The following is a 25,139-nucleotide window of genomic DNA, read 5'->3' on the forward strand; positions in this document are numbered from 1 at the left end:
ATGCGCACCCTTCCCTGCCCGGGAAGCAGCCATATCGCACAGCTCGTCCTTAAAACAGGGTCACGATGATCGTCCAGCACCGGGTCACTGCTGTTTTCTCCCAGCCGAAGCCTCACTCGACGCCAGCAATGCGGGCTCTTGGTCTGGGTTTGAGGACGGGGCTGTGCGATATGGCTGCATCCGAGCCCAGGAGGGGTGCGCGAACCACTGCAGACCGATCAGGCAGGCGCCCAGAGCCGATCGGGATAGGGTCGGGGCGCCGAGCAGGACAGGACCGGACACGCCGAGCCCGTGCGAACCCAGGCGGCGGGCAGGGCAGGGCTGAACGGACAGGCCGCAGCGCCGAGCGAAGCGGGGCCGGAAGAGCCGGACCGGCCGGAGTGCCGGTCAGGGCAGAGATGGAGCGATGCCCGGGCGGGAGCCGCTCAGTTCGCGGGCGATCGTGATCAGCTGGTCCTCCTGGCCGCCGACGAGTCGCCGCTCCCCCGCTTTCACCAGGATCTCCGCGCCGGACACGCCGTACCGGGACGCCAGCGCGTACGCGTGCATGAGGAAACTGGAGTAGACCCCGGCGTACCCCATGATCAGGGCCATCCGGTCCAGTTTGCACTCGTCGGCCATCGCCGGGCGGACCACGTCCTCGGCGGCGTCGACGATTTTGAAGAAGTCGACGCCCGTACGAATGCCGAGTTTGTCGCAGACGCCGACGAACGCCTCGACCGGAGTGTTGCCGGCACCCGCTCCGAATCGTCGCGTGCTGCCGTCGATCTGCTTCGCGCCGGCCCGGTAGGCCAGCACCGAGTTGGCGACGCCGAGCCCCAGGTTCTCGTGGCCGTGGAACCCCACCTGTGCGTCCCCGCCGAGCTCGGTGACGAGTGCCGCGACCCGGTCGCTGACCTGGTCGAGGACGAGCGCCCCGGCCGAGTCGACGACGTAGACGCACTCGCAGCCGGCGTCGGCCATGATCCGGGCCTGCGCGGCGAGCCGTTCCGGCGGGATCGAGTGGGCCATCATGAGGAACCCGACCGTCTCGAGGCCCAGTTCGCGGGCGATGCCGAAGTGCTGCACCGAGATGTCGGCCTCGGTGCAGTGGGTGGCGATCCGGCAGACCGTGGCGCCGTTGCCGGCAGCTACCCGGATGTCGTCGAAGACGCCGACGCCGGGAAGCATGAGGAAAGCGATCCTGGCGCGGGTCGCGGTACGGACGGCCGCGCTGATCAGGTCCTGCTCGGGGGTGCGGCTGAGGCCGTAGGTGAACGACGACCCGCCGAGCCCGTCGCCGTGGGTGACCTCGATGACCGGCACGCCGGCGGCGTCGAGGGCCGCGACGATCGCGGTGACCTCGTCGACGGTGAACTGGTGACGTTTGGCGTGTGACCCGTCCCGCAGTGACGAGTCAGTGATCCTCAGGTCCAGCAAGTTCCTCACCCACCCTGGTCGCGGCAGCGGTCATGATGTCCAGGTTCCCGGCGTAGCCCGGCAGGTAGTCGCCGGCGCCCTCGATCTCGACGAAGATCCCCACGCGCAGCTGATCGCCGACCTGATCGAACTGTGGCTCGTCGAGCAGGCGGTAGCCGGGGACGTACGACGCGATCTCGGCGACCCGGTCCTCGACGGACTTGGTGACGACCGCCCGGTCGGCGTCCGGGGCGACCGCGCAGAAGATCGTGTCCCGCATGATCAGCGGCGGTTCGGCCGGGTTGAGCACGATGATCGCCTTGCCGTGCGCCGCTCCCCCGATGGTTTCCAGCCCGCGGCTCGTAGTGCGGGTGAACTCGTCGATGTTCGCCCTGGTCCCCGGCCCGGCCGAGCGGGACGCCACGGTGGCCACGATCTCCGCGTAGGCGACCGGCGTCACCCGCGACACCGCGTGCACCATCGGGATCGTCGCCTGTCCGCCGCAGGTGATCAGGTTGAGGTTGGGCGCGTCCCGGTGCTCGCCGAGGTTCACCTCCGGCACCACGGCGGGTCCGACGGCCGCGGGGGTCAGGTCGATCGCCCGGATGCCGGCGTCGGCGTAGCGGGGCGCGTTCGCCCGGTGCACCGCCGCCGATGTGGCCTCGAACACCAGGTCGGGCAGCGGGTCCTGCCGCAGCAACCAGTCGGCGCCGTCACTGCTGACCGCGAGTCCGGCGTCCGCGGCGCGCCGCAGTCCGGGGCTGTCGGGGTCGGCGCCGGCCATCCAGCGTGGCTCGATCCTCGGTGATCGGAGCAGCTTGTACATCAGGTCGGTGCCGATGTTGCCGGACCCGACGATAGCCGCGCGCAGTGTCATGCCCGTACCTCCGCAAAGGTCAGTTCCACCGTGCCGAGCCCGTCGAACTCGGCCCGGAACTCGTCTCCCGGCCGCGCGTCCACGGCCCGCGCGCACGCTCCCGGCAGGATGAGGTGGCCGGCGCGCAGCCGTACCCCGAATCGGGCGACGGTCCGCGCCAGCCACGCCACGGCGGTCACCGGGTTTCCGAGCACGGCGTCCGACCTGCCGGCCGCCACGACCTCGGCTCCGCGACGCAACACCGCGGCGATGCCGCGAGGATCGATTTCCTCCGGTCGTACGCGCCCCGCGCCGACCACGAATCCGGCGGAGGAGGCGTTGTCGGCGATCGTGTCGGCCAGGCTGATCTTCCAGTCCGCGATCCGGCTGTCGATGAGTTCGATCGACGGGGCGAAGGCCTCGGTCGCGGCGAGCACGTCGTCCTCGGTGCAGTCCTCACCCGGCAGGTCGTCGCCGAGCAGGAACGCCACCTCGATCTCCACGCGGGGGTAGCAGAACCTTCCGGCGTCGACGGGTTCGTGCTCGGACAGGCGCATGTCGGCGAGCAGGTGGCCGTAGTCGGGCTCGTCGACGCCCATCATCTCCTGCATCGCCTTCGAGGAGAGGCCCACCTTGTGCCCGACGATCGGGGCGCTGCGCCGCCGGATGTTGTGCAGCTGGATCTCGTACGCGTCGCTCGCCGTCAGTCCGGGGAACTCGGTGGTGATCGGCGCGATGGGCGCCCGGTCCCGTTCCGCGTCTCGCAGCCGGCCGGCGATCCCCCGCACCGTCTCAGCGCTGACCATCGTTCTCCACCCCTTCTTCCCGGCTGTGGCGTACCGCTGCCGGTTCTTGATCTTGACAAGCGGCGACGTGGCGGGCCGCGGCATGGCAGGCGGCGGCGTGGCGGCCCGCTCGGCGGCCGGAGAAGACGCAGTCGGCAAGGGAGAGGCCGCTGACGTACGAGCCGGAGCAGATGCCGACGGCGGTGCGGCCGGCCGCGTACAGGCCGGGGATCGGCGACCCGTCCGGGCGCAGCACCTCGCCGGTGTCCTCGTCGACGGTGAGGCCGCCGAGCGTCAGCATCGGCGCCGGAACGGCTCGCAGCGACACGTCCAGCAGCGAGTACGGTGCCCGCTCCAGCGACCGGGTCAGCTCGGCGGGTTTGCCGGTGGGGTCGGGTGCTCCCTTGAAACGGGCGAGGTTGGCGGCCGACACGGTCGCGGCCAAGCCGTCCGGGTCGATGCCGGCGCGGCGGGCCAGCTTCGCCAGTGTCGGCGCTGACGTCCGCCGGGCCGTGAACAGCCACCACGACTGCCAGCGCTGGAACCACAGTGTCTGCGAGAGCAGCTGCTGCCGTGCCTCGCGGAACACGTCGCGGTCCAGGAGCAGCCAGGCCTTGCCGTCGGGGCAGGCGCGGACGGCGTCACCGATCGCCGCCCCGTACAACGATTCGTCGCAGACCCGCCGCCCGTCCCGGTCGACGAGCAGCCCGCCGGCCAGGGCCGAGGGCGGGGTGAGAAAGCGCCAGAGGCTGATCCGGTCGAGATGCCGGGCACCGGCGCCCGCTTCCGTACCGAGCCGGATGCCGGAACCGTCGTCACCGTGCGTTCCCAGCCGCAGCCCGCGAACGCCCGGCGCGTGCTCGCGCATCATCTCCCGGCCGAAGACGAAACCACCGGCGGCCAGCACCACGGATTCGGTGCGGATGCGCAGTTCACGGCCGTGACGCTGCTCGATCCGGGCGACTGCCCGGTGCAGCGCACGCCCGAGTCCCGGCAGGTAGAGGCCGGGCTTGACCGACCAGCGGTGCAGCGTGCGATGTGCGAAACGGGCCCACAGCGGCGCGTCCCGCAGCGTGGAGCAGATCAGTTCCGGTGTCGTACCGCTGTCTCGGCCCGCCTGAGACAGCGGTACGACACAGCCGGGACTTTCGAGGGCGACGGCGCGGGTCTGCGGCAGGAAACGGACGCCGCGGGCGAGCGCGGCCTCGGCCAGGGCCGCGTAGAGGGTTCCGCCGGAAGTGCCGGGCGCGTGGGTACGGTGTCCGCGCGGCGCCGGGTCGGGATGGGCGTGCTCGCTGCCCGACTGGTACAGGTAGTGGCGGTTCGTGGGGTACGACGTCTTGTACGGGCAGAGCGTCGCGTCGAACGGGACGCCGTGGTCCTCGAGCCACGCCAGCTGGCCGGCGGACTCGTCGCAGAACCGGCGCAGGGTCGCGGCCGAGACGGCGTCGCGGGTTTCGTGGCGCAGGTAGGCGTACATCATCTCGGGGTCGTCCTTGATCCCCGCGGTGATCTGCTGCCGGGTGCCGCCGCCGGCGTAGACGATGCCGCCGGAGATGGCGGTGGCGCCGCCGCCGGTGAAGCGGTCGACGACCAGGACGTCGGCTCCGGACTCGGCGGCCTCGATCGCGGCGCAGGCCCCGGCCGCGCCGAAGCCCACGATCACGACGGTGGCCTCCACATCAACCTCCCGATGGCGGCAGGGGCCGAATAACTATAACCTGTTCTAGTGTTGCGCGAGGAGGAATTCGACGTCGTCGTGGTGGGCAGCGGCGCGGCCGGCATGACCGCCGCGCTCACCGCGGCCCACCATGAGCTCAGTGCAGTCGTCATCGACGGCGCCGATGTGTACGGCGGCTCGACCGCCCGCTCCGGCGGCGGCCTGTGGCTGCCCGGACCCGAAGCAGCCACTTACTTGAAACACGTTGCAGGCGATGAGGTGCCGTCGGCCCGGCGGGACGCGCTGCTCGAGCACGGCCCGGCGGTACTGGCGTTCGTGTGCAAGCACACCCCGCTGGAGTTCGCCCGCGTGCCCGGCTACCCCGACTACCACCCGGAGGCGCCCGGCGGACTCGCCGAGGGCCGGACGCTCGAGCCCCGCCCCCTGGACGTGCGCCTGATCGCCGACGAGATCGACACGCTGGCCCCGCCGTACCGGGCAGCGCCGAACCAGATGGCGGTGACCGCCGTCGACTACCGGTGGCTGTCGCTCGGGCTGCGGCATCCGCGGTCGGCGCTGACCGCGGTGAAGCTCGCGGCCGGACGGTTCCGTGGGCGGCGGCTCACCATGGGTCAGGCACTGGCCGCCGGGCTGCGGGCCGGGCTGCGGGCGGCCGGAGTGCCGGTGCGGCTGGGCACGCCGATGACCGGGCTGCACGTCGAGGACGGCCGGGTCACCGGGGTGGACAGTGCCGAGGTGCGGTTCCGGGCGCGGCGCGGGGTGGTGCTGGCCAGCGGCGGGTTCGACCACAACGAGCCCATGCGCCGGGAGCATCAGGGGCTGGGCAACGCGTGGACGGTCGGCGCCGCGGGGAACACGGGCGCCGGAATCGAGGCGGGACACCGGCTGGGCGCGGCACTGGATCTGATGGACGAGGCCTGGTGGGGGCCGTCGCTGCCGCTGACCGGTGGGCCGTACTTCTGCCTCGCCGAACGCAACCTGCCGGGCAGCCTGATCGTCGACGGCACCGGCCGCAGGTTCGTCAACGAGGCCGCGCCCTACGTCGACGTCGTGCACGCCATGCTGGGGCGCACCGGGTCGGGCCGGCATCTGCCGTGCTGGCTGGTGACCGACCGCTCCTACCGGGACCGGTACCTGTTCGCCGGGCGTGCCCCGCGTGCCCCGCTGCCGCGCCGCTGGTTCGACGCGGGGATCGCGCACCGGGCCGACACCCTGGACGAGCTGGCCGGGCGGATCGAGGTGCCGGTCGCGGCGCTGCGGGAGACGGTGGAGCGGTTCAACGGGTTCGCCGCCCGCGGGCGGGATGACGATTTCGGGCGCGGCGATTCGGCGTACGACCGCTACTACGGTGATCCACGGCAGCGGCCGAATCCCTGTCTGGGGCCGCTGCGCCGGGCGCCGTTCCTGGCGTTCTCGCTGGTGCCGGGAGATCTGGGAACGAAGGGCGGGCTGCGCACCGACGAGCGGGCCCGTGTCCTGCGCGCCGACGACACCCCGATTCCCGGTCTCTACGCGGCCGGCAACGCGAGCGCCTCGGTGATGGGCCGTGGCTACGCGGGCGCCGGCGCCACCCTGGGTCCCGCCATGACATTCGGCTACCTGGCCGCCCTGGACCTCGCCGCCTGAACCCCGGCTGCGGCTCGGCCGGGGGTGTGGACGTGATTCCCTACCGTGACCGGTGGCACCGTATGGTGACCGTCCCGAGTGGATCACAGGGGGTGAGTGTGCCGACCCGACTCGCGCCTGTCGCGACCAAGCCCGCCCAGACCCGGCCCGCCGAGGTCGTGCCGGCCCCGACGGAACCGGGCAGGCTCACCGCACGGTTACGTTCCCGGCTCAACACCCCCCGGATCTACTGGCTGGCGGCTGCCGGCCTGGTGGTGCTGGCGCTGGCGACCGGCGCGGCCGCGGTGGCTGACGTCCGGCAGCGCGAGGCGCTGATCACCGACGTCGCCGAGGTCAGCGGTCCGATCAGCGTCGACGCGCAGACGCTGTACCGCAATCTCGCCGACGCCGACGCCACGGCCGCGACCGCGTTCCTGGCCACCGACGGCGAGTCGCCGGAACTGCGGACCCGCTACCTCGACGACCTGGCCCGGGCCACCGCGGCGCTGACGATCGCGCTGCGCGACGCCGACGACGAGGAGGCGGCCTGGCTGCGGATCGTCGCCGACCAGCTGCCCGCGTACACCGGACTGGTGGAGACGGCCCGGTCGAACCAGCGCCTCGGCGTGCCGCTGGGCGGCGCCTACCTGCGGGAGGCGTCGGGGCTGATGCAGCAGACGATCCTGCCGGCCGCCGCCGAGGTGTTCAACAGCACGCACCGGCGGCTGATCGCCGAGCAGGAGGAGGCGGCCGGCTTCCCGTGGCTGGTGACGCTGCTGGTGCTGGCGACCGGTGGTGCGCTGATCGCCGCGCAGGTGCTGGTGGCCCGGCGCAGCCGGCGCACCTTCAACCTGGGGCTGGTCACGGCGAGCGCGGTCACGGTGCTGGCGCTGCTCTGGTCGGTGGTGGCGCTCGGTGCGTCGGCGGGGCGGCTGGAGACCGGGCGGCGGGACGGCTCGGTGCTGGTGTCTCTGCTGGCGAACTCCGGCCGGGCGGCGTTGCAGGCCCGGGCCAACGAGTCGCTGACGCTGGTGGCCCGGGGTGGCGGCGCCACGTTCGAGAAGACGTTCACCAGCCGGTTGGACGAGCTGATCGGCGCCGACGGGCAGGGCGGGCTGTTCGCGCAGGCGCTCGCGCAGGCGCCGTCGTCGGACCGGCGGCTCATCGCCGACGCCCGGGACGAGGCGATCCGGTGGCGCACGCTGCACGAGCAGGTACGGGCGGCGGACAACGGCGGTGACTGGGACAAGGCGGTGGCGCTGGCCACCCAGTCCGGTGACGAGGCGCTGCCCGCGGTGTTCGCCCGGCTGGACGGCGGTCTGACCGAGGCGCTGACGGTCGGCAACGGGCGCGTCGACGAGCAGGCGGAGCAGGCGGCGAACGCGTTGCGCGGTCTGCTGCCGGGTCTGGTCCTGCTCACCGGTGGCCTGGTGGCCGCAGTGGTGATGGGGTTCCGGCCGCGAATCGGGGAGTACCGGTGACGACGAGGACGAAGACGACGAAGGTGGCGGCGGCGCTGCTCCTGGTCACGCTGGTGGCCGCCGGTTGCGTCAGCCCCGGACAGCCGCGACCGGTGGCGGCGAACGCCACGGCGGCGGTGCCGCAGCCGCTCAACGTGCAGGACCCGGCCGAGATCCCGAGCAGGGCACCGGTGCCGGACTGCGACAACCGGGCCAGCCTGCGGCCGCCCGCCTCGATGCCGAAGGCCGGCGTCATGCCGGCGAACAGCACGATGGCGCAGATCGCGAAGCGGGGGCGGCTGGTGGTCGGCATCGACCAGAACGCGTACCTGTTCGGGTTCCGTGACCCGGCGACCGGCGAGCTGGTCGGCTTCGAGATCGACTTCGCGCGGGAGGTGGCGCGGGCGATCTTCGGCGATCCGGACAAGGTGCAGTTCCGGGCGATCACCACGGCCGACCGCATTCCGGTGCTGCAGAACAAGGAGGTCGACCTGGTCATCCGGACCATGTCGATGACCTGCGAGCGCTGGCAGCAGGTGTCGTTCTCCACCGAGTACATCGCCTCGCGGCAGCGGCTTCTGGTCCGCAAGGCCGACGGCGTCAAGGACTTCCCCGACCTGGCCGGTAAGAAGGTGTGCGCGACGCGGGGCAGCACCAGCATCATCACCATCGCCGAGCAGCCGTCCAAGCCGATCCCGGTGAGCACCGACAGCACGCTGGACTGCCTGGTGCTGCTGCAGCAGGGACAGGTGCAGGCGGTCTCGACCATCGACATCCTGCTGGCCGGGCTGGCCGCGCAGGACCCGACGACCGTGGTGACCGGCAAGCCCGTCTCCGACGAGCCGGCCGGGATCGGCATCCCGAAGGAGCACGCGGACATGGTCCGCTTCGTCAACGGGGTGCTCGAGAAGATGCGATCCGACGGTACGTGGACGCGCATCTACGACCGATGGCTGAAGGCGCGGCTCGGACCGGCGAGCCCGCCGGTGCCGGTCTACTCCGACTGACGGTCGTTCGGACGACAGTGCAGGTAGACGGCCTGCACTACCCTGACTCAGCCGGTGGCGGACCGGCCTGGACTTCAGGATGGTGCACGTGCTGACCGCGACCGTGGTGTTCCTGGTGATCGGCGGCCTCGCGGTGGCGGTCCTGGCCGTCGCCCTGCTCGGTGGTGAGCTGCTGCATCTCGGTCACCCGGACGCCGGCGGGCCGGTGTCGACCGAGGTGGTGGCCGGTTTCGTCGGGGCGTTCGGGTTCGCGGGCGCTGCCGCTTCGGAGCTGCTCGGCGCTCGTACGACCGGATCGATCGCCGTCGCGGTGGTGATCGGCGCGCTGGCCGCCGTGCCCGCCGCCTGGCTCGCGTGGCGGCTGTCGCGGGCCGCACGCGACATGCGCACCGACGCCACCCCGCAGCGGCAGCACCTGGTCGGCTCGCTCGGTGTGGTGGTCACGCCGGTGCCGGCCGGTACGGGTTACGGCGAGATACGGGTCCGGCTGGGCGGGCAGCCGGTGAAGCTCTACGCCCGCGCGGATCGGGCCATCCCCGCGGGCGCCCAGGTCTTCGTGATCGAGGCGCCCAGTGAGACGAGCGTCGTCGTCGAGGAAACCCCAACTACCTGACGAAAACCCTCATACATAGGACGGTTTGAATGAGCCCACTGTTGATCGCGATCGGCGGCGGTGTGCTGCTGGTCGTGCTGCTCGTCGTGTTCATCCTGTCCCGCATCAAGGTGGCCGGACCGAACGAGGCGTTCATCATCACCGGCCGCAAGGGCAAGACGACCCAGGGCCTGGACGGCACCAGCAGCACCGACATGTCGGGGCAGAAGGTCGTCATGGGCGCGTCGGTGTTCGTGCTGCCGATCGTGCAGAAGCTGCAGTCGCTGGACCTGTCGAGCCGCCGTATCGACGTCGGCATCAAGGGCGCGGTGTCGAAGCAGGGCATCCGCGCGGAGCTGCACGGTGTGGCGATCGTGAAGGTCGGCGGCACCGAGGGCGCGATCCGCGCGGCCGCCCAGCGGTTCCTGCACCAGCAGTCGGAGATCGAGGACTTCACCCGTGAGGTGCTGGCCGGTGCGCTGCGGTCGATCGTCGGCCGGCTCACCATCGAGGAGATCATCCGGGACCGGGCGGCGTTCGCCAGCGCGGTCGCCGAGGAGGCCGAGCACTCGATGACCAACCAGGGTCTGGTGCTCGACACGTTCCAGCTGCAGGACATCGTGGCCGAGGGGTCGTACCTGCAGGACCTGGGCCGCCCGGAGGCGGCGCGCGTGCTCAAGGACGCGGCCATCGCCGAGGCGAGGGCCCGGCAGGCCGCCGAGCAGGAGCGGCTGCTGGCCGAGGAGGCGATCGCCGAGGCGCAGCGGAACCTGTCGCTCAAGCAGGCCTCGATCCAGGCCGAGATCGACGCCGCCAAGGCCCAGTCGGCGGCGGCCGGTCCGCTGGCGCAGGCCGAGCGGGACCAGAAGATCCTGGCCGAGCAGCAGAAGGTTGCCGAGCAGAACGCCGAGCTCAAGCAGCGTCAGCTGGACACCGAGGTGCGCAAGCCGGCCGACGCGGCGCGTTATCGGGTGGAGCAGGAGGCCGAGGCGGCCCGCAGCGCGGCGGTGCTGCACGCCGACGCGCAGCGGCAGGCCACCATCGCCGGTGCGCAGGCGCAGGCCGAGCAGGCCCGCCTGGTCGGTGAGGGTGAGCGGGCGCGGCGTGCCGCGCTGGCCGAGGCCAACGCCATCGAGGGCGCCAAGGAGGGTGAGGCGGAGCAGCGGCGTCGTACCGCCATTGCCGAGGCCATCGAGCGGGAGGGTTCGGCCGAGGCCGCGGCGATCCTGGCGAAGGGCCAGGCCGAGGCGGAGGCGATGGCGAAGAAGGCGGAGGCTTTCGCGGCGTACGGCGACGCGGCCGTGATCGACCTGCTGGTGAAGGTGCTGCCGCAGGTCGTCGAGGCGGCCAGCGCGCCGCTCGGCAACGTCGACAAGCTGACCGTCATCTCGACCGACGGCGCCACGTCGCTGACGAAGTCGGTGGCCGGCAACGTGGCGCAGGGCCTGCAGATCGGCACCGACCTGACCGGTATCGACCTGACCGGCCTGCTCGCGAAGCTGGGCGGCGCGGCGAAGGCGAACGGCGACCACCCTGCCGTCGAGGCGAAGATCAGGGACTGACCCGATGTCCGGCCGGCCGGTCACAGACCGGCCGGCAGGCAACCCGTCCCACTGCCCTCGATCCCGGCCGCCTTGTGCGTCGTCAGGAAATCGGTGCCCTCGAGCCGGAAACGGTATTCGAACTTGTACTCGGGACACTTCGCCTGGTTCGGTTTCAACGAGCCGTCCGACTCGTAGGACGGCTGATAGCCGTTGAACTTGACGGCGATCTCCCCCGACCGCACCTCGGCCTGGGTGACCCACGGTTTGAGGTGGTCGGCGTCCCCGGCGAGCAGAGGCTTACCGACACGCCAGGGACGCTGTGCCGGCGACGATCCGTCGAAGACCTCGATCGTCGAGGGAATGTAGGTGGTGGCGCTGTCACAGGTGCGGACCACGACGGCGTCCGCGACGCCGTCGCCGGTCACGTCACCGGTGACGACCTGCTGGACGACCGGCTCCTGTTCGGGGTTCTTGCAGGCGAGGACGAAGGTGTCCCAGTCGGCTTCGGTGCCGACCGCGGAGAGCGCACCGCGCGGCGCCTCGGCCTCCGGCAGGTCGCCGGGTGGTGACGGCGGGACCGCTGACGCGGCAGTGGACGGGGTGACATCCGGCGCCTTCTCGTCATCCGTGCACCCCGCCAGCAGTGCAAGCGGAATCGCCACGAACAGCGCAAACCTCATGGATCACAGATTAGGCGTGAGAACCAGTCCGCTGGTGGGAACGCCGGTTCCGGCGGTCACCAGGACCGGTCCGTCGCCGGGGACCTGGTTGACGGCGGTGCCGCGGACCTGCCGTACCGCCTCGGCGATGCCGTTCATGCCGTGGATGTAGGCCTCCCCCAGCTGGCCGCCGTGCGGATTGACCGGCAGCCGCCCGTCGATCTCGATGCCGCCGCCGGCGATCAGATGGCGGGCCTCCCCCGGGCCGCAGAAACCCAATTCCTCCAGCTGCATCAGCACGTACGGGGTGAAGTGGTCGTACAGGATGGCGGTGCGCACGTCGGCCGGCCGGAATCCGGACCGCTGCCACAGCTGCCGCGCGACCACGCCGATCTCCGGGAGCGTGGCCGTCGAGGACCGGTAGTAGCTGGTCATCACGAACTGCCCGGGTCCGCTGCCCTGTGCGGCGGCGGCGATCACCGCGGGCGGGCAGGCCAGGTCGCGGGCCCGTTCGAGGGAGGTGACGACGACGGCGACCGCGCCGTCGCTCTCCTGGCAGCAGTCGAGCAGCCGCAGCGGCTCGGCGATCCACCGGGAGGCGCGGTGGTCGTCGAGAGTGATCGGGCGGCCGTGGAACCAGGCGTGCGGGTTGGTCGCGGCGTGCCTGCGCATCGCGACCGAGACACGGCCGAAATCGTCGCCGGTGGCGCCGTGCTCGTGCATGTAGCGGCGGGCCACCATGGCGACCTGCGCCGCCGGGGTGGCCAGGCCCATCGGCACGTGCCAGCCGGAGTCCGGGTCAGGGGACACGTAGGCCTGCCCGAACCGGCGGCCGGACCGCTCGTTGAGTGCCCGATAGCAGACGACCACGTCCGCGATCCCCGCGTCGACGGCGAGGACGGCCTGCTGCACGACCGCGCACGCGGCGCCGCCGCCGTACCCGATCCGGGTCAGGAAGGTCAGCTCGCCGATGCCGAGCTCGCGGGCGACGGCGATCTCGCTGTTGTTGTCCATGGTGAAGGTGCACAGCCCGGACACGTCGGCGGGCCGCAGGCCGGCGTCGTCGAGGGCGGCACGGATCGCCTCGACGGCGAGCCGTAGTTCGCTGCGGCCGGAGTCCTTGGAGAACTCGGTCGCGCCGATCCCCGCGATCGCGGCGGTCACGACGCCACCACCACGGAGCCGGTGACGTGCACGCCGTTAGCGGTGCGGCCGATAACGTCGACGCGATCACCGAACACCTGACCGGTGAACACGAGTGTGTCGTAGGCGTGGCAGGGCGTACCCAATCGGATCCTGATGCTCTTGATCTTGCGGGAAAAGCCGAGCCGGTCGGTGACGAAGCGCTGGACCAGGCCGGTCGTGGTGAGGATGTTGAGGAAGATGTCCTTGCCGCCGAGGCGGACCGCCGAGTCGCGGTCGTGGTGGACGTTCTGGAAGTCACGGGTCGCGAGTGCGGTGCTGACGATCAGGGTCGGTGTCACGTCCAGCGTCCACGGTTCGAGGGCCGGCACGTCGGGGCGCCAGATCGGCAGGTCACCGTCGAGGTCGACGCGTACCGGGTCGCCGATCTCAGGCCGGGGGCCACGGTGTTCGGCGACCATGCGGACACCTTCGGGCAGGTCGACGAGCGCGACGGTGAACGGCGCCCTCCGGCCGGGCACCGGTGGATGGTGGTGGACGACGTAGCTGTGGACGGTTCCGGTTCCGGCCGCGATCGCGTGCTCCTGCTTGAAGGAACCGCAGGCCGGGCACGCCGGTCCGGGCGGATGACGCAGGACACCGCATTCGCCGCATCGTTGCAGGCGCAGTTCGCCGGCCGCGACGCCCTCCCAGAAGAACGCGTTGTCGGCGGTGATCACCGGTTCGAAGGGTTCGGCGGTGGGGGGCGGACTTCCGGCGGCGGGCCGGTAGCGCAGGATCCGGAACGTCATCTCGGCGACCTTCTCGTCGCCCACGTGCCAGGTCGTCACCGTGGTGATGAACCAGCCCTCGCCGAGCGAGGTCCTCTTGGGGCCGATCACCGATTCCAGGCGGCTGCGCACGGTGATCTCCTCGCCGACCCTCAGGTGGCGGTGATAGGTCTGCGAGGAGTCGGTGGCCACCACCGCGACGAATCCTTCCTCGTCGCACAGGTTCGACATGACCTGCAGCGGATCGGTCGACGTCGGTGGTGTGAGGCCGCGCATCGTCCAGACCTGGATCATCGCGGGCGGAGCGGTCCCTGTCCGTTCGTAGACCGGGTTGGCGTCCCCCATGGCCTCCAGCCAGTTGCGGATCATCGGCAGGTTGACCGGGTCCCGCCCGGCCGCGGCGGGCGTCTCCCCCGCTGCGCGCAGCCGCTCCGCGGTCTCCAGGATCATGGGCTTCACCTCGGCACTCTCGGCAGGCCGAGGCCCGCGCTCGCGATGATCTCCCGCTGGATCTCGTTGACGCCCCCGCCGAACGTCAGCACCAGGTCGCGCCGCTCGTGCACGTCCAGCCACTCGAGCAGTTCGGCGGTCGCCGGATCACGTGGGTCGCCGTGGCGCGCCACGACCTCGGAGAGCTCCTGCCCGAGGCGCAGCAGCCGTTCGGAGGAGAAGACCTTGGTGGCGGAGGCGTCGGCGGGCCGCGGTCCGGCATCGGCGACCTGCCAGTTGAGCAGCTCGTTCACGCGATGTGCGGCGTGGGTCCGGGCCAGGGCGCGGCGGACGTCCGCTTCTTTTTCAACCCCCATGTCGTACGCCCAATCGCGCACCCGGTCGAGCAGTGCCCCGACCCGCCCGGCCGGGCCCAGCATGACGCGCTCGTGGTTGAGCTGGGTGGTGATGAGTCGCCAGCCGTCGCCCTCGGCGCCGACCCGCCGGGCGACCGGCACGCGGACGCCGCTGAGGTAGGTGGCGTTGACGTGGTGGGTGCCGTCGCAGGTGATGATGGGCGTCCACGAGTAGCCGGGGTCGGTGGTGTCCACGATCAGGATCGACAGTCCGCGGTATCGCTCGGGTGCCGTCCGGCAGGCCAGCCACAGGAAGTCCGCCTCGTGTGCGCCGGTGGTGAACGTCTTCTGCCCGTCGACCACGTACTCGTCGCCGTCGCGCACGGCCCGTGTTCGCAGGGCGGCCAGGTCGGTGCCGGCCTCCGGTTCGGTGTAGCCGATCGCGAAGTGCAGCTCACCGGCGAGGATCCGGGGCAGGAAGTAGTTCTTCTGCTCGTCGGTGCCGTGTGCCAGCAGCGTCGGCGCGACCGTCTGCAGGGTCACGGCGGGCAGTGGCACGTCGGCGCGGGCCGCCTCGTTGACGAAGATCTGCTGCTCGGCGGGGCCCAGGCCGCGGCCGCCGTACTCGACGGGGAAGCCCAGCCCGAGCCACCCGTCGCGGCCGAGGCGGCCCACCAGCTCACGGAACGCGGCGCCGTGTCGCTCCCGCAACAGCACCCTCCGCTGCGCGGGCGTCAGGATCCCGCCGAGGTACGACCGGAGCTCGTCTCGCAGCGAGCGCTGCTCTCCCGTCAGCTCGATGAACACGCCGCACCCCCGTCCAGCACCCGGCCCGGCTCACCGGCGCCGCATCGCGCATCGCCGGCCGCTGTCCGGCCCGGCTCACCGCTGCTGCTTCTCGCGCCGCCGGCCGTCACCCGGTCGGCCAGCGCGCTCAAGCGGTGTTCGCCGCCGCCGAGGAAGCGGACGAGGTCGCGGATCAGCCCGGTGTGCCGGTGCAGCGGGTAGTCGACCGACAGGCCGAGGCCGCCGTGCAGGTGGTGGCAGGTACGGGCGGCGGGTGGCGCCTCGGCGGTGAGCCATTGGGCGGCCACGTCGAGGTCGTCGCCGGCCGGTCGGCCGGTGGCAAGCGACCAGGCTGCGGTGACCGTGATGAGGTGCAGCGTCCGGCTGGTGATGTAGACGTCGGCGATCTGCTGCGCGACGGCCTGGAACGTGGCGAGCGGGCGCCCGAACTGCTGCCGCGTCCGGACGTGCTCGGCGGTGAGATCGAGCGCCCCGGCCAGCGCCCCGTCGCCGAGCGCGCAGGCCCCGGCGATCGCGAGACGAAGCAGTTCGGCGTGGCACTCCACGCCGCGAGCGCGTCCCGCGACGGCATGCGCCGCGGCAGCGGAACCCAGCCTTTCCCCCGGCGGCGAGCCCAGCATCTCGGCCGGGACGCGGTCCAGGGCGAGCACCCCGCCGGTCAGGGTTGCCCCCGGGGCCGCGGGGTCGACGATCGCGACGGCCGGGCCGCTCACCGTCACGAGGAGACGGTCGGCGGCGGCGACGCCGATCTTGACGCCGGTGACCGTGCCGTCGGCGGCGACGGCGGTGCGGGGTGCGGCGGGCATCGGGTCGCCCGGTTCGGCGACGGCCGCCCCGAGGACACGGCCGGTCAGCAGCTCGTCCTGCTGCTTCTCGGTACCCCAGCGGGCGACCGGGAGCACGCCGAGCGTCAGATGCGGCAACGCCGGGACGCCGATCGCGCGGCGGCCGATCTCGGTGAGCACGAGCGTGGTCTCCAGGATGCCGAGCCCGGCGCCGCCGAGTCGTTCCGGCACGGCGAGGGTGAGCAGTCCGGCCTGGGCGAGCGCCGTCCACGATTTGTCCGGTTCGCCCGCGACGCCGTCGAGCACCTCGGCGGCGAGACGGGTGATCGCCTCCTGCGTCTCGTCCAGCCGGAAGTCCATGAGACAGATTAGAACACGTTTCAGTTTGAGGTCGCCACCACCGGGTGACACGAAGACGCAACGGGCCGTTGCTAGGCTTGATTCAGAACGAAGGAGCGGCCATGGCGGCAAGAACGGGCACAGCAGCAGCGAGAACGAGTACCAACCCACGTAACACTCTCGCCGGCGCGGAGACCGAGCAGGGGTCGGCGGCGCAGCGCGACCGGCGGCGCCGGATCCTCGAGGCGACGCTGGTGCTGGCGTCCAAGGGCGGTTACGACGCGGTGCAGATGCGCACGGTCGCGGAGCGGGCCGGGGTCGCCCTGGGCACGCTCTACCGCTACTTCCCGTCGAAGATCCACCTGCTCGTGTCGGCGCTGGCCTCCGAGTTCGAGTCGATCCAGGAGAAGCTCGGGCGCAAACCCATTCCGGGCGACACTCCGTACGATCGGATGCTCTATGTCCTCGGCCGGATGACCCGGGCCATGCAGCGTGAACCGCTGCTCGCCGAGGCCATGACGCGGGCCTTCATGTTCGCCGATCCGTCCGCGTCGGCCGAGGTCAACGCGGTGGCCCGGCTCATGGAGGAGATGTTCACGCGCGCCATGCACGAGGGCGACGGTGCCGAGCCGACCGCCGACGACCGGGCGAAGGCACGCGTGATCGGTGACGTGTGGCTGTCCAATCTGGTGGCCTGGGTGACCCGCCGCGCGTCCGCCAACGACGTGGTGAACCACCTCGAGCTGGCCACCCGCCTCCTACTGCACTGACCACCCCGCGTGGTGAACTGCGGCTCGCCCGCGGGCACAGATCACCACGCAAGCGGGGTGGGCGGGGGTCAGGCGAGCAGCGCGATCAGCTTGTCGAGGGCCTGCTTGGCGGCGGGGCCGGCCTGCTTCTCGAGCATGGCGGCCATCGGGCCGTTGAGGGCCGGTCCGGCGAACTCCATCTCGTAGGTGATCGTCGAGCCCGCGCCGTCGGGTTCGATGAGGAAGCGGTTCTTCGCCTTGACGCCCATCGGGCCGTCGCCGGCCATCTCCAGACGGTTCGGGGCGTCGGCGGCGACGACCTTCCAGGCCATCTCGGCGGGCATGCCCATCAGCTTCACCTTCTGCTTGTACGTGGTGCCCTCCGCCACCGTCGCGGGCACCTCACCGGTGAAGCCCTGGTGCATGTTGTTCCACTCGGGGGTCCGGGGCAGATCGGTGACGACCTGCCACACCTTGTCGGGCTCGGCCGTCGCGGTCGCCGAAACGGTCACCTTGGGCATGATGGTTCCTCCTATTGAGCCGTGGCCGCGATGTCGAGGCCGGCCACGTGGCCGAAGGTCATTGCTGGTCCGAGGGTCGATCCGGCGCCGGCGTAGCTGTGGCCCATGACGGCGGCGCTCGCGTTGCCGGCCGCGTACAGGCCGGGGATCACGGTGCCGTCCGGGCGCAGCACCCGGGCGCGGGCGTCGGTGGCGAGGCCGCCCTTGGTACCCAGGTCGCCGGCGACGATCTTGAAGGCGTAGTACGGCGGCAGCCAGATCGGCGCGAGGCAGGGGCTCGGCCTGTTGGTGGGATCGGCGAAGTAGGCGTCGTAGACGCTGTCACCACGGCGGAAGTCGGGGTCGCGCCCGGCCCTGGCCTGGGAGTTGAACCGCTCGACGGTGCTTTTCAGAGCAGCCGCCGGTACGCCGATCTTCGCGGCCAGCCCGGCGAGGGTCCAGTCCTTGACCAGCGCTCCCGAGGAGTACCAGTCGTCGGGGTAGGGCAGCAGCGGGGCCAGGTCCTTGAACAGGTACCGGTTGCGGTAGTCCTGGTCGGTGATCATCCAGCAGGGGACGTGGCCCTTGTCGTACATGGTGTGCACGACGTCGCTGTAGGGCGCGGCCTCGTTGACGAACCGTTTGCCGGCCTGGTTGACGAAGATGGTGCCGGGCAGGGTCCGCTCGGAGAGGCAGAACCAGGGCTCGTCGGGCAGCGGGATCATCGGCCCCCACCAGGCGTCGTCCATCAGGGCGAGCGCCGCACCGGCCCGCTGACCGGCCTCGATGCCGTCGCCGGTGTTGGAGTCGGCGCCGATCGTCCAGTCGGTCCCGATCGGCGCGGCCTGGAACTGCTTGCGCATCCGCTCGTTGCGCTCGAACCCGCCGCTGGCGACGACGACGGCGCGCCGGGCCCGGATCAGTGTCTCGGTGCCGTCTCGGCGGACCAGCACTCCGGCCACCCGGCCGTTCTCGGCGTGCAGGTCGAGCAGCGGGGTGTCGAGCCAGACCGGCACTCCGGCCGCGATCAGCCCGGCCCGCAGGCCGCCGGCGAGCGCCTGGCCCATGGTGACCGGTTTCTGGCCCTGGGCGGCGAGTTGCAGGTAGCGCCAGACGATCTCGGTGGCCACGGCGAGACCGCGCGGATGGCGGGCGACCAGGGACAGCCACTTGTAGTCGACCGTGTAGACCACGGTGCCGGCCGGGCTGGCCTGGTAGGGACCGTTGAGGTGGGCCAGTTCGTCGCCGAGGACGTTGGCGTCGAGGGCCCGTGGCTCGATCGAACGGCCGTTGGGCATCCCGCCGGGCAGTTCGGGATAGTAGTCGGGGTAGCCCTCCATCCACGCGAACCGCAGCGGTGTCCATTTCTGCAGGTAGGCGATGGCGCGCGGGCCGTGGGTGAGGAAGGCCTGACGGCGGGCGGCGGAGACCTCGGGTCCGACGACGGCGGCCATGTACGTGTCGGCCTTGCTGAAGGTGTCGGGCACTCCGGCGGCGAGCAGGACGTCGTTGTTCGGCACCCAGATACCGGCCCCGGATCGGGCCGACGATCCACCGTAGACAGACGCTTTTTCAACGAGAACCGTGTTCAGTCCGGAGCGGGCCGTTGTCAGTGCGGCCGTCATGCCGGCGGCACCGGCACCCACCACGACCACGTCGTACTCCACGGTGACAGCCATGGCATCCCCATCCGCCGAGCCGTTTACCCCTTCGCAATAACTAGAACAGGTTATAGCAGTGTGATGAGATTCACTAGGTCCGATACCGTCGCGTATAGGAGCCTGTTGCTGTGAGCGATATCGACAACGGGCGGCGGCTGCGGGCCGTCGACGACGGGCTGCTGCGGCGGCGTGAGGCGATCGCCGACCTCGGTGACGCGCTGCGGCTGCTGATCGAGAACGCCACCGCCACCGAGGCGCCGACCGAGGAACTGATCCGCGCCGCCGAGCGGATCCGGCGCGCGGCGGCCCCGCTCGGCGAACGGGTCCGCGGCCGGTTCGAGTCGGCGGCCGCCGACGACCTGCTCGGCGGGGTGCGCCTCTACAACCCGGTGACCGGGGCCGGCAGCGCCTTCGCCCCGCCGCTGGAGATCAGCCGGGAGGACGGCCTCGCGGTCGGCACCTGCACGCTGGGTCTCGCCTTCGAGGGCCCGCCCAGCTACGCCCACGGTGGCGTCAGCGCAATGCTGCTCGACCAGATGCTGGGGTACGCCGTGAGCGTCTCCGGCCATCCGGGCATGACCGGGCGCCTGGACACCGCCTACCGGCGGCCGGTGCCGTTGCACACCCCGCTGCGGCTGACCGCCGAGGTCGCCGCGATCGAGGGCCGCCGGGTCACGGCGACGGGCACGATAGCCACGGCCGACGAGCCCGGCGAGGTCCTGGTCGAGGCGACGGGCGTGTTCGTGGCGCTGCGGGCCGAACAGGCGCAGCGGCTGTTCGGCCCGGTCATCGGCCGCAACCGGGAGTCGCGCGCCGGCTGAGAGCTACTCGATCACCCGGGCGATCGGGGACCGGGTGCCGGGGTCCGTGCCGATCCGGGCCAGGGATCTGTCCAGCAGATCCGCCTGAAGACCGGAACGTTCCGCCAGCCAGGTGACCCAGTCGCGCAGGAGTGCGAGCAGCGCGGCCTGGTCGCCGAGGTACTCGTCACGGATCCGCCCGGCCGCCGCCTCCACCCGGTGCGGCGAGCAGGTGTCGAACAGACTCGGCGCGAGCACCGGCCAGGCCTCGAACAGGTCCTCGATCAGGTCGTCGAGATCCTCGGGCTCGGGCCGGTCCGCACGGTCCCGCCACCAGGCGGCGAACGCGGCCGAGCCCGCGTCGAGGGCGGTGCCGCGCACCTTCGCCCTGATCACCGGCGGCAGTTCGAGGACCGACTCCGCCAGGCTCCGGCAGCGGTGATACTCGCCGAGCTGCTCGGCCGTCTCGACGCCCATCGCCGCGATCTCCTGCGGAACCGGCAGCAGATCCTCCAGCAGGTGGGAGTCGTCGATCCGTCGCCACGACGTGCCACCGGCGGCGACCGCCCCGACCGCGAGCTGCCACGCGGCCAGAGCCTCCTCCGGAGAGGCGTAGAAGGCAGTGTGCACCGGCGTCGGCGCGAAGTCGCAGGCGTCGAGGTCCCACAGGTACCAGCGGACCGGTCCCTCCGGCGTGCCGAACGGGGCGATGACGGCGAACCGGCTTCCGTAGCGGTCACAGGTCCAGAGCACCTCGCCGGCGACGGTCCGCTCCGGCGCCCGCAGCTTCAAGCGGTCCAGCAGCGGCAGGGGCAGGATCGCCGCCAGCGCCGCGAGCACCCGGGCGGCCGCCTCGCCGTCGCGGGCCGCCAGGTCGCCGGCGAGGGCCGCGGCCAGGTGGTCGGGACCGACGTAGCCGCCGTCCGAAGGCAGATCACCGAGAGCGGCGAGCACCGGGCCGAGACTCGCGCACAGCTCGTCCTCCAGGGCGGTCCCGGTCCGTGGTGAGGCGAGGAGCCGCTCGGCGAGCTCCGCGGCATGGGGCCGGGCCAGCTCGGTCCGCATGATGCGGCTCTGCTCCCAGCTCGACGCGAGATCCCGGAACGCGTTCTCGCTCCGGATCCGCCGGATGTTGTCGCGGCGGCGGTCCGCCCGGACCGCCGCCGCCGACTTCGGGGACTTCTTACGTTTACGTGAGACCGGCACGGGCCGAGAATATGCACGGATCTCTCCGCGGGCCGACCGGCGTCACCCGCACGGGCGTCTCAACAGCGCGCAGGGTTCCACCCGTCCGAGCCACTCAGGAACGCCTCGACGGTGGTGGATGCGGCCTGCTCGGCGGTCAGCTGCGGGCGGTTGTCCGACACGATCGCACCGGGGCCGAAGTTGCGGTACTCGGCGAACCGGGCCTCCTCCCACGGCCATGTGCCGAAGGCGGTCCAGGCCACCTCCGGGATGTGCGCGCCGATCCACGACTCCCGGATCACGGTCTGTCCGATCGCGTTCGGGTCCTGGCTGGGGTGCCAGGGGCGGCCCAGGAAGACGGTCCCGGCCGGGGCGTCCGAGGTGAACCGGCAGCGGTGGAACAGCAGCCCGTGCGGGTTGGTGATATCGGTGCTGGGCGCGGTCACGTACCCGTTCGGTGTGCTGCCTCGGTCCAGCGAGTGGATCCGGCACCGGTCGAAGACCGCGGTGGCCCGGCCGAAGATGAAGTCGACGTCACCCTCCACATAGCAGTCGCGCAGGTAGACGCGCGCGATCACCCCGGCCGCGCTGCTGTTGACGTACAGCGTGTCCTGGTTGGCAAGGAATCTGACCTTCTCGAAGACCAGCCGGTCGGCGCGGGTCAGCACGGCCACCGCCTGCCGTCCGGTGATCTCCGGGTGCGCGGCCTCGTCGAAGAGGTTGGCGAAGGTCAGGTTGGTCGCCTTGAAGCCGGCGCCGTCGACGGTGACCGACGCGCTGCCCGAGGTGCCCCAGGTGCCGCCGCCCGGCTTGGGGGTGCCGTTGGCGCGGTCGTCCGCGATCACCACCTGGTCCGGGCGGCGGCCGAGGCCGCGCAGTTCGAGGTTCGGCTTGGTGGCGGGGATGACCACCTGACCGAGGTACGTGCCGGGACGCACGCCGATGACGTACGGCACGCCTGCCGCGGCGGGTGCGGCGTCGACGGCCGCCTGGATCCCGCTGTGATCACCGCTGCCGTCCGTGGCCACGATCGCGTCCGGCCGGCGGCCGCCCGCGACGGCCGGCGTGGACACCATCCCGGTGGCGACGATGCCGAGCCCGGATGACATGCCGAGGAAGGTACGCCGACGCACACCATTCTCCTAACGTGGGGATTGCGCTGGGGGAAAGCGCTTTCCTCGCCACGGTAGGGGTCGCACTCGCCGACGTCAATGGGAACCTGCGGCGTGTCCCTTGTGGATACAGTCTGCAGGGTGCGCCGGCCGGCGCCGTGATTCCTGGGGAGGATCCGATGACCGAACCGATGTCCCGCCGAACGCTTCTGCGCACCGCCGCCGGTGGGGCCGCCGCCGTGGCAGCCGGGGTGGTGGCCGGCTCACCCGCCGCAGCGTCCGCGGGCCGGGTGCCACGCGTGGTACGCGAGCTCGAGGAGAAGATCCAGGCCGGGATGGCCGCGTACGGCGTTCCCGGCGTCGCCTACGGTCTGCGGTACCAGGGTCGCGACTACGTCGGCGGCTTCGGCGTGACCAGCGTGGCCGAACCCGCGCCGGTCGACGGGGACACCCTGTTCCGGATCGCCTCGACGACCAAGACCTTCGTCGGTACGGCCGTGATGCGCCTGGTTGAGCGGGGACGGCTGGACCTGGACCGGCCCCTGCGCACGTATCTGCCGGACTTCCGGACCAGCGACGAGGCGGCGTCACGGCGGGTGACACTGCGGCAGACGCTCAACCACAGCGCGGGCTGGCTCGGCGACGTCTACACCGACACCGGCAGCGACGACGCGTTCCTCCAGCGGTACGTCGATTCGCTGGCCACCGTGCGCCAGGTGACGGCTCCCGGCGCGTTGTTCACCTACAACAACACGGCGCTCAACGTGGCCGGCCGGGTCCTCGAGGTGGCGTCGGGCCGGGGGTTCGAGCAGGCCGTGCGTGACCTCGTCCTCGATCCGCTGCGGTTGCGGAGCAGCGTGTTCACGCTCGGCGAACTGGCGGGCGCGCGCGTGGCCGTACCGCATGGATTCGATCTTGAAGGGAATCTCGTCGCCGCTCCGGAGGCCCTGGCCATCCCACGGAGCCTGCACCCTGCCGGTGGTCTCTTCTCCACCGCCCGTGATCAGCTGAAGTGGGCCCGCTTCCATCTCGGCGACGGGAGTCCGCTGCTCAGCCGGCGGTCGCTGCGGGCGATGCGGTGGCGTCCAGGGCCCGGCGGGACGCTGTTCGTGGAGCTCGACGGGGCCGGGGTGACGTGGATGCTGCGGCCGACCGCCGAGGGCCCGCGGGTCGTGCAGCACGGAGGTGACCTGCCGGGACAGCACTCCGGGTTCATGTTCGTGCCGGAGAAGGACTTCGCGCTGACCCTGCTGACCAACTCGACGGGCGGCCCGTCGCTGAGGGCCGAGCTGTTCGGCGACGACTGGGCGCTGAGCCGGTTCACCGGCCTGCACAACCTCCCGGCCACGCCCAGGACCCTCACGCCGGCGCAGCTGGCCGGCTACGAGGGGCACTACGTGACCGAGCAGATCGGGTTCGACGGTGAACCGGTGAGCTCCACCCTCGACCTGGTCGGCATCGGCGGGCGGCTGAGCCTGCGCATCGGTGGGAGGGAGCAGCTGGTGCTGCCGTTCTACCGCCGTGACTACGTGCGGGTGTGGGCACCGGACGGATCGGACACGCACAGCCGGGCCAACTTCGTCCGTGACCCGGACGGCTCGGTGGGGTGGCTGCTGTTCGGCGGCCGGCTCTTCCGCCGCAACCCGGCCGGCACGGCGTCGCTGCGGACCACCGCCTCGCCGGCGAAACTCCTGCCCGGCACGCTGCCGCACCCTACTCGGTTCTGAGACGGAAGTCCTTTCCGTTCGCTTCGAGGAGGAGGAACTTCGGCACGGTACGGGTGCCGTCCGCGTTGAACGCGACCTCGCCGGACAGCGCGGCGAGGTCGGTACCGCTCAAGGCGACGCGGACGGCCTCACGGTCGGTGCTCCCGGCCCGTTTGATCGCGTCGACGGCCACCATGACGGCGTCATAGGCCTCGGGGCTCGACGGGCCGGGGTCGGCGCCGTAGGCGGCCTTGTACCGCTGCGACCAGTCCTTCAGTTCGGGCATGAACGCGGGTACGAGCAGCGCGGTCCCGTAGACGTCGCGGGCCTGCGACTCGCTCAGGTCGGCGAGCAGCGGACCGTCGGTGGCGCCGTCGCCGACCACGATCCGGCCGGTGAAGCCCTCGGCCCGCAGATCCTTTATCAGCTGGTTCGCCTCGCCGTAGTACCCGGTGTAGTAGACGACGTCGGCCTTGGCGCCGATGATCGCCCCGGCGGTGCGCTTGTAGTCGGTGGCGCCCTGGCTCAGTTTGAGCTCGCCGGCCACGGCCGGTGAGCCGGTCTTGCGGGCATGCTCGGCGGTCTCCTCGGCCAGCGTGACCGGGAAGCTGGTGCCGTCGTGCACGACCGCCAGGCGCTTGCCGCCCAGCCTGTTCATCCATTCGACGGCGAACTCGGCCTCGGCCGTGACCGTGCCGCAGATCAGGAACACGCTGTCGTAGCGGGGTTCGATCAGGTCGGTCGAGTTGGCCTGCGCGATGATCATCGGGATGCCCGCGTCCCGGAAGATCTTCAGGGTCGGCACCACGGCGCTGCTGCAGTAACCGCCGACCGAGAGCGTCACGTCCTTCTTGACGACCGTCTGCGCGGCCGTGACAGCGGTGCCGGGGTCGCACGCGTCGTCCTCGGCCACGAGTTCGACCTGTCGCCCGAGCACCCCACCGGCGGCGTTGACCTCGCTGACGGCGAGTTTCGCGCCGTTCAGCATCGCCTCGCCGGAGTGGCTGCTGCGCCCGGTGAGCGGCAGAAGACTGGCCAGGCGGATCACGTCCGGCGCCGACGCGGCCGGCTTCGGGTCGTCGGATCCGGCGCAGGCGGACAGCCCGGCCAGGATCAGGGCCGCGGCGGCTACCGCGACGGTTCTGGGGCCACGCACCTGAAACTCCGTTCGCTGGGCTCACCTGCTCCGATCGACCTCGACCGGCCGAAG

Annotated in this window: 21 protein-coding genes and 2 pseudogenes; 8 read left to right on the forward strand and 15 right to left on the reverse strand. The window is 71.6% G+C overall.

What is annotated here, in order from left to right:
* Positions 1 to 387: 387 nt before the first annotated feature.
* The 4 genes and pseudogenes from dmpG to CLV67_RS32075 form a co-directional block, all read right to left on the reverse strand.
* Positions 388 to 1,419, reverse strand: coding sequence for a 4-hydroxy-2-oxovalerate aldolase (dmpG, locus tag CLV67_RS32060; protein WP_203737732.1), 1,032 nt, complete (start codon positions 1,417 to 1,419; stop codon positions 388 to 390).
* A complete protein-coding gene (locus tag CLV67_RS32065; protein WP_106325089.1) occupies positions 1,397 to 2,275 on the reverse strand; it encodes an acetaldehyde dehydrogenase (acetylating) in 879 nt (292 codons plus the stop codon). The genes dmpG and CLV67_RS32065 overlap by 23 nt, the downstream gene beginning before the upstream one ends.
* The gene (locus CLV67_RS32070) at positions 2,272 to 3,060 is read right to left on the reverse strand and encodes a 2-keto-4-pentenoate hydratase (RefSeq protein ID WP_106325091.1); all 789 of its coding nucleotides are present in this window, start codon (positions 3,058 to 3,060) and stop codon (positions 2,272 to 2,274) included. Before CLV67_RS32070 ends, CLV67_RS32065 begins: the two co-directional genes overlap by 4 nt.
* 85 nt (positions 3,061 to 3,145) lie before the next feature.
* Positions 3,146 to 4,720 (reverse strand): annotated as a pseudogene (locus CLV67_RS32075) (FAD-binding protein); the annotation flags it as partial.
* A gap of 48 nt (positions 4,721 to 4,768) precedes the next feature.
* On the opposite strand from CLV67_RS32075, the gene CLV67_RS32080 reads away from it, so the two are divergent.
* From CLV67_RS32080 to CLV67_RS32100, 5 genes are all read left to right on the forward strand, one after another.
* Positions 4,769 to 6,346, forward strand: a complete 1,578-nt coding sequence (locus CLV67_RS32080) for an FAD-dependent oxidoreductase (protein WP_275414976.1) — start codon at positions 4,769 to 4,771, stop codon at positions 6,344 to 6,346.
* A 98-nt stretch (positions 6,347 to 6,444) separates the two neighbouring features.
* Positions 6,445 to 7,806 (forward strand): hypothetical protein, encoded by a 1,362-nt coding sequence (locus CLV67_RS32085; RefSeq protein WP_146169365.1) that lies wholly within the window; start codon positions 6,445 to 6,447, stop codon positions 7,804 to 7,806.
* Entirely contained in the window at positions 7,803 to 8,792 is a 990-nt protein-coding gene (locus CLV67_RS32090) for a glutamate ABC transporter substrate-binding protein (protein ID WP_106325097.1), read from the forward strand. Before CLV67_RS32085 ends, CLV67_RS32090 begins: the two co-directional genes overlap by 4 nt.
* A gap of 88 nt (positions 8,793 to 8,880) precedes the next feature.
* A complete protein-coding gene (locus CLV67_RS32095) occupies positions 8,881 to 9,405 on the forward strand; it encodes an NfeD family protein (protein WP_373873215.1) in 525 nt (174 codons plus the stop codon).
* A 29-nt stretch (positions 9,406 to 9,434) separates the two neighbouring features.
* Positions 9,435 to 10,946, forward strand: a complete 1,512-nt coding sequence (locus tag CLV67_RS32100; protein WP_106325101.1) for a flotillin family protein — start codon at positions 9,435 to 9,437, stop codon at positions 10,944 to 10,946.
* 20 nt (positions 10,947 to 10,966) lie between these two features.
* Here the strand turns inward: CLV67_RS32100 and CLV67_RS32105 are convergent, their stop codons facing one another.
* From CLV67_RS32105 to CLV67_RS32125, 6 genes and pseudogenes are all read right to left on the reverse strand, one after another.
* Positions 10,967 to 11,608: a hypothetical protein gene (locus CLV67_RS32105; protein WP_106325103.1), complete on the reverse strand. Its 642-nt coding sequence runs from the start codon at positions 11,606 to 11,608 to the stop codon at positions 10,967 to 10,969.
* A gap of 3 nt (positions 11,609 to 11,611) precedes the next feature.
* A complete protein-coding gene (locus tag CLV67_RS32110; protein ID WP_106325105.1) occupies positions 11,612 to 12,751 on the reverse strand; it encodes a lipid-transfer protein in 1,140 nt (379 codons plus the stop codon).
* Entirely contained in the window at positions 12,748 to 13,116 is a 369-nt protein-coding gene (locus CLV67_RS53700) for a hotdog family protein (RefSeq protein WP_275414977.1), read from the reverse strand. The genes CLV67_RS32110 and CLV67_RS53700 overlap by 4 nt, the downstream gene beginning before the upstream one ends.
* A pseudogene (locus CLV67_RS53705) lies at positions 13,108 to 13,950 on the reverse strand (bifunctional MaoC family dehydratase N-terminal/OB-fold nucleic acid binding domain-containing protein); the annotation flags it as partial. The pseudogene CLV67_RS53705 and the gene CLV67_RS53700, both read right to left, overlap by 9 nt.
* 5 nt (positions 13,951 to 13,955) lie before the next feature.
* Positions 13,956 to 15,092 carry an acyl-CoA dehydrogenase family protein gene (locus CLV67_RS32120; RefSeq protein WP_106325109.1) on the reverse strand — a complete coding sequence of 379 codons (1,137 nt, stop codon included), beginning with the start codon at positions 15,090 to 15,092 and terminating at the stop codon, positions 13,956 to 13,958.
* Positions 15,077 to 16,237: an acyl-CoA dehydrogenase family protein gene (locus tag CLV67_RS32125; protein WP_106325111.1), complete on the reverse strand. Its 1,161-nt coding sequence runs from the start codon at positions 16,235 to 16,237 to the stop codon at positions 15,077 to 15,079. Before CLV67_RS32125 ends, CLV67_RS32120 begins: the two co-directional genes overlap by 16 nt.
* Before the next feature lie 101 nt (positions 16,238 to 16,338).
* Here CLV67_RS32125 and kstR point away from each other — a divergent pair, with 101 nt between their 5' ends.
* Positions 16,339 to 16,986: a cholesterol catabolism transcriptional regulator KstR gene (gene kstR, locus CLV67_RS32130; RefSeq protein WP_106325113.1), complete on the forward strand. Its 648-nt coding sequence runs from the start codon at positions 16,339 to 16,341 to the stop codon at positions 16,984 to 16,986.
* Positions 16,987 to 17,054: 68 nt separating this feature from the next.
* Here the strand turns inward: kstR and CLV67_RS32135 are convergent, their stop codons facing one another.
* Positions 17,055 to 17,486, reverse strand: coding sequence for a type II toxin-antitoxin system Rv0910 family toxin (locus CLV67_RS32135; protein WP_106325115.1), 432 nt, complete (start codon positions 17,484 to 17,486; stop codon positions 17,055 to 17,057).
* 11 nt (positions 17,487 to 17,497) lie between these two features.
* Complete coding sequence (gene kstD, locus CLV67_RS32140) at positions 17,498 to 19,144, reverse strand: 3-oxosteroid 1-dehydrogenase (protein ID WP_106325117.1); 1,647 nt, start codon at positions 19,142 to 19,144, stop codon at positions 17,498 to 17,500.
* Between the two features lie 110 nt (positions 19,145 to 19,254).
* Here kstD and CLV67_RS32145 point away from each other — a divergent pair, with 110 nt between their 5' ends.
* Complete coding sequence (locus CLV67_RS32145) at positions 19,255 to 19,947, forward strand: PaaI family thioesterase (protein ID WP_146169366.1); 693 nt, start codon at positions 19,255 to 19,257, stop codon at positions 19,945 to 19,947.
* A gap of 3 nt (positions 19,948 to 19,950) precedes the next feature.
* On the opposite strand, the gene CLV67_RS32150 is transcribed toward CLV67_RS32145, so the two are convergent.
* Positions 19,951 to 21,132 (reverse strand): hypothetical protein, encoded by a 1,182-nt coding sequence (locus CLV67_RS32150; RefSeq protein WP_106325119.1) that lies wholly within the window; start codon positions 21,130 to 21,132, stop codon positions 19,951 to 19,953.
* A gap of 59 nt (positions 21,133 to 21,191) precedes the next feature.
* Positions 21,192 to 22,244, reverse strand: a complete 1,053-nt coding sequence (locus tag CLV67_RS32155; RefSeq protein ID WP_239166860.1) for a pectinesterase family protein — start codon at positions 22,242 to 22,244, stop codon at positions 21,192 to 21,194.
* 158 nt (positions 22,245 to 22,402) lie between these two features.
* Between CLV67_RS32155 and CLV67_RS32160 the strand changes: the two genes are divergently transcribed.
* On the forward strand, positions 22,403 to 23,950 hold the full coding sequence (locus CLV67_RS32160) for a serine hydrolase domain-containing protein (protein WP_106325121.1): 1,548 nt from the start codon (positions 22,403 to 22,405) through the stop codon (positions 23,948 to 23,950).
* Here CLV67_RS32160 and CLV67_RS32165 read toward each other — a convergent pair.
* A complete protein-coding gene (locus CLV67_RS32165; protein WP_106325123.1) occupies positions 23,937 to 25,085 on the reverse strand; it encodes a branched-chain amino acid ABC transporter substrate-binding protein in 1,149 nt (382 codons plus the stop codon). The genes CLV67_RS32160 and CLV67_RS32165 overlap by 14 nt on opposite strands.
* Positions 25,086 to 25,139 lie beyond the last annotated feature (54 nt).

This window comes from Actinoplanes italicus (genome assembly GCF_003001815.1).
In the GTDB taxonomy this organism is placed as follows: domain Bacteria; phylum Actinomycetota; class Actinomycetes; order Mycobacteriales; family Micromonosporaceae; genus Actinoplanes; species Actinoplanes italicus.

Coding starts and splice junctions, on each gene's coding strand:
- kstD (WP_106325117.1), bottom strand. CDS start 19,144: ATGGCTGTCACCGTGGAGTACGACGTGGTCGTGGTGGGTGCCGGTGCC.
- CLV67_RS32125 (WP_106325111.1), bottom strand. CDS start 16,237: ATGGACTTCCGGCTGGACGAGACGCAGGAGGCGATCACCCGTCTCGCC.
- CLV67_RS32160 (WP_106325121.1), top strand. CDS start 22,403: ATGACCGAACCGATGTCCCGCCGAACGCTTCTGCGCACCGCCGCCGGT.
- kstR (WP_106325113.1), top strand. CDS start 16,339: ATGGCGGCAAGAACGGGCACAGCAGCAGCGAGAACGAGTACCAACCCA.
- CLV67_RS32065 (WP_106325089.1), bottom strand. CDS start 2,275: ATGACACTGCGCGCGGCTATCGTCGGGTCCGGCAACATCGGCACCGAC.
- CLV67_RS32100 (WP_106325101.1), top strand. CDS start 9,435: ATGAGCCCACTGTTGATCGCGATCGGCGGCGGTGTGCTGCTGGTCGTG.
- CLV67_RS32135 (WP_106325115.1), bottom strand. CDS start 17,486: ATGCCCAAGGTGACCGTTTCGGCGACCGCGACGGCCGAGCCCGACAAG.
- CLV67_RS32105 (WP_106325103.1), bottom strand. CDS start 11,608: ATGAGGTTTGCGCTGTTCGTGGCGATTCCGCTTGCACTGCTGGCGGGG.
- CLV67_RS32070 (WP_106325091.1), bottom strand. CDS start 3,060: ATGGTCAGCGCTGAGACGGTGCGGGGGATCGCCGGCCGGCTGCGAGAC.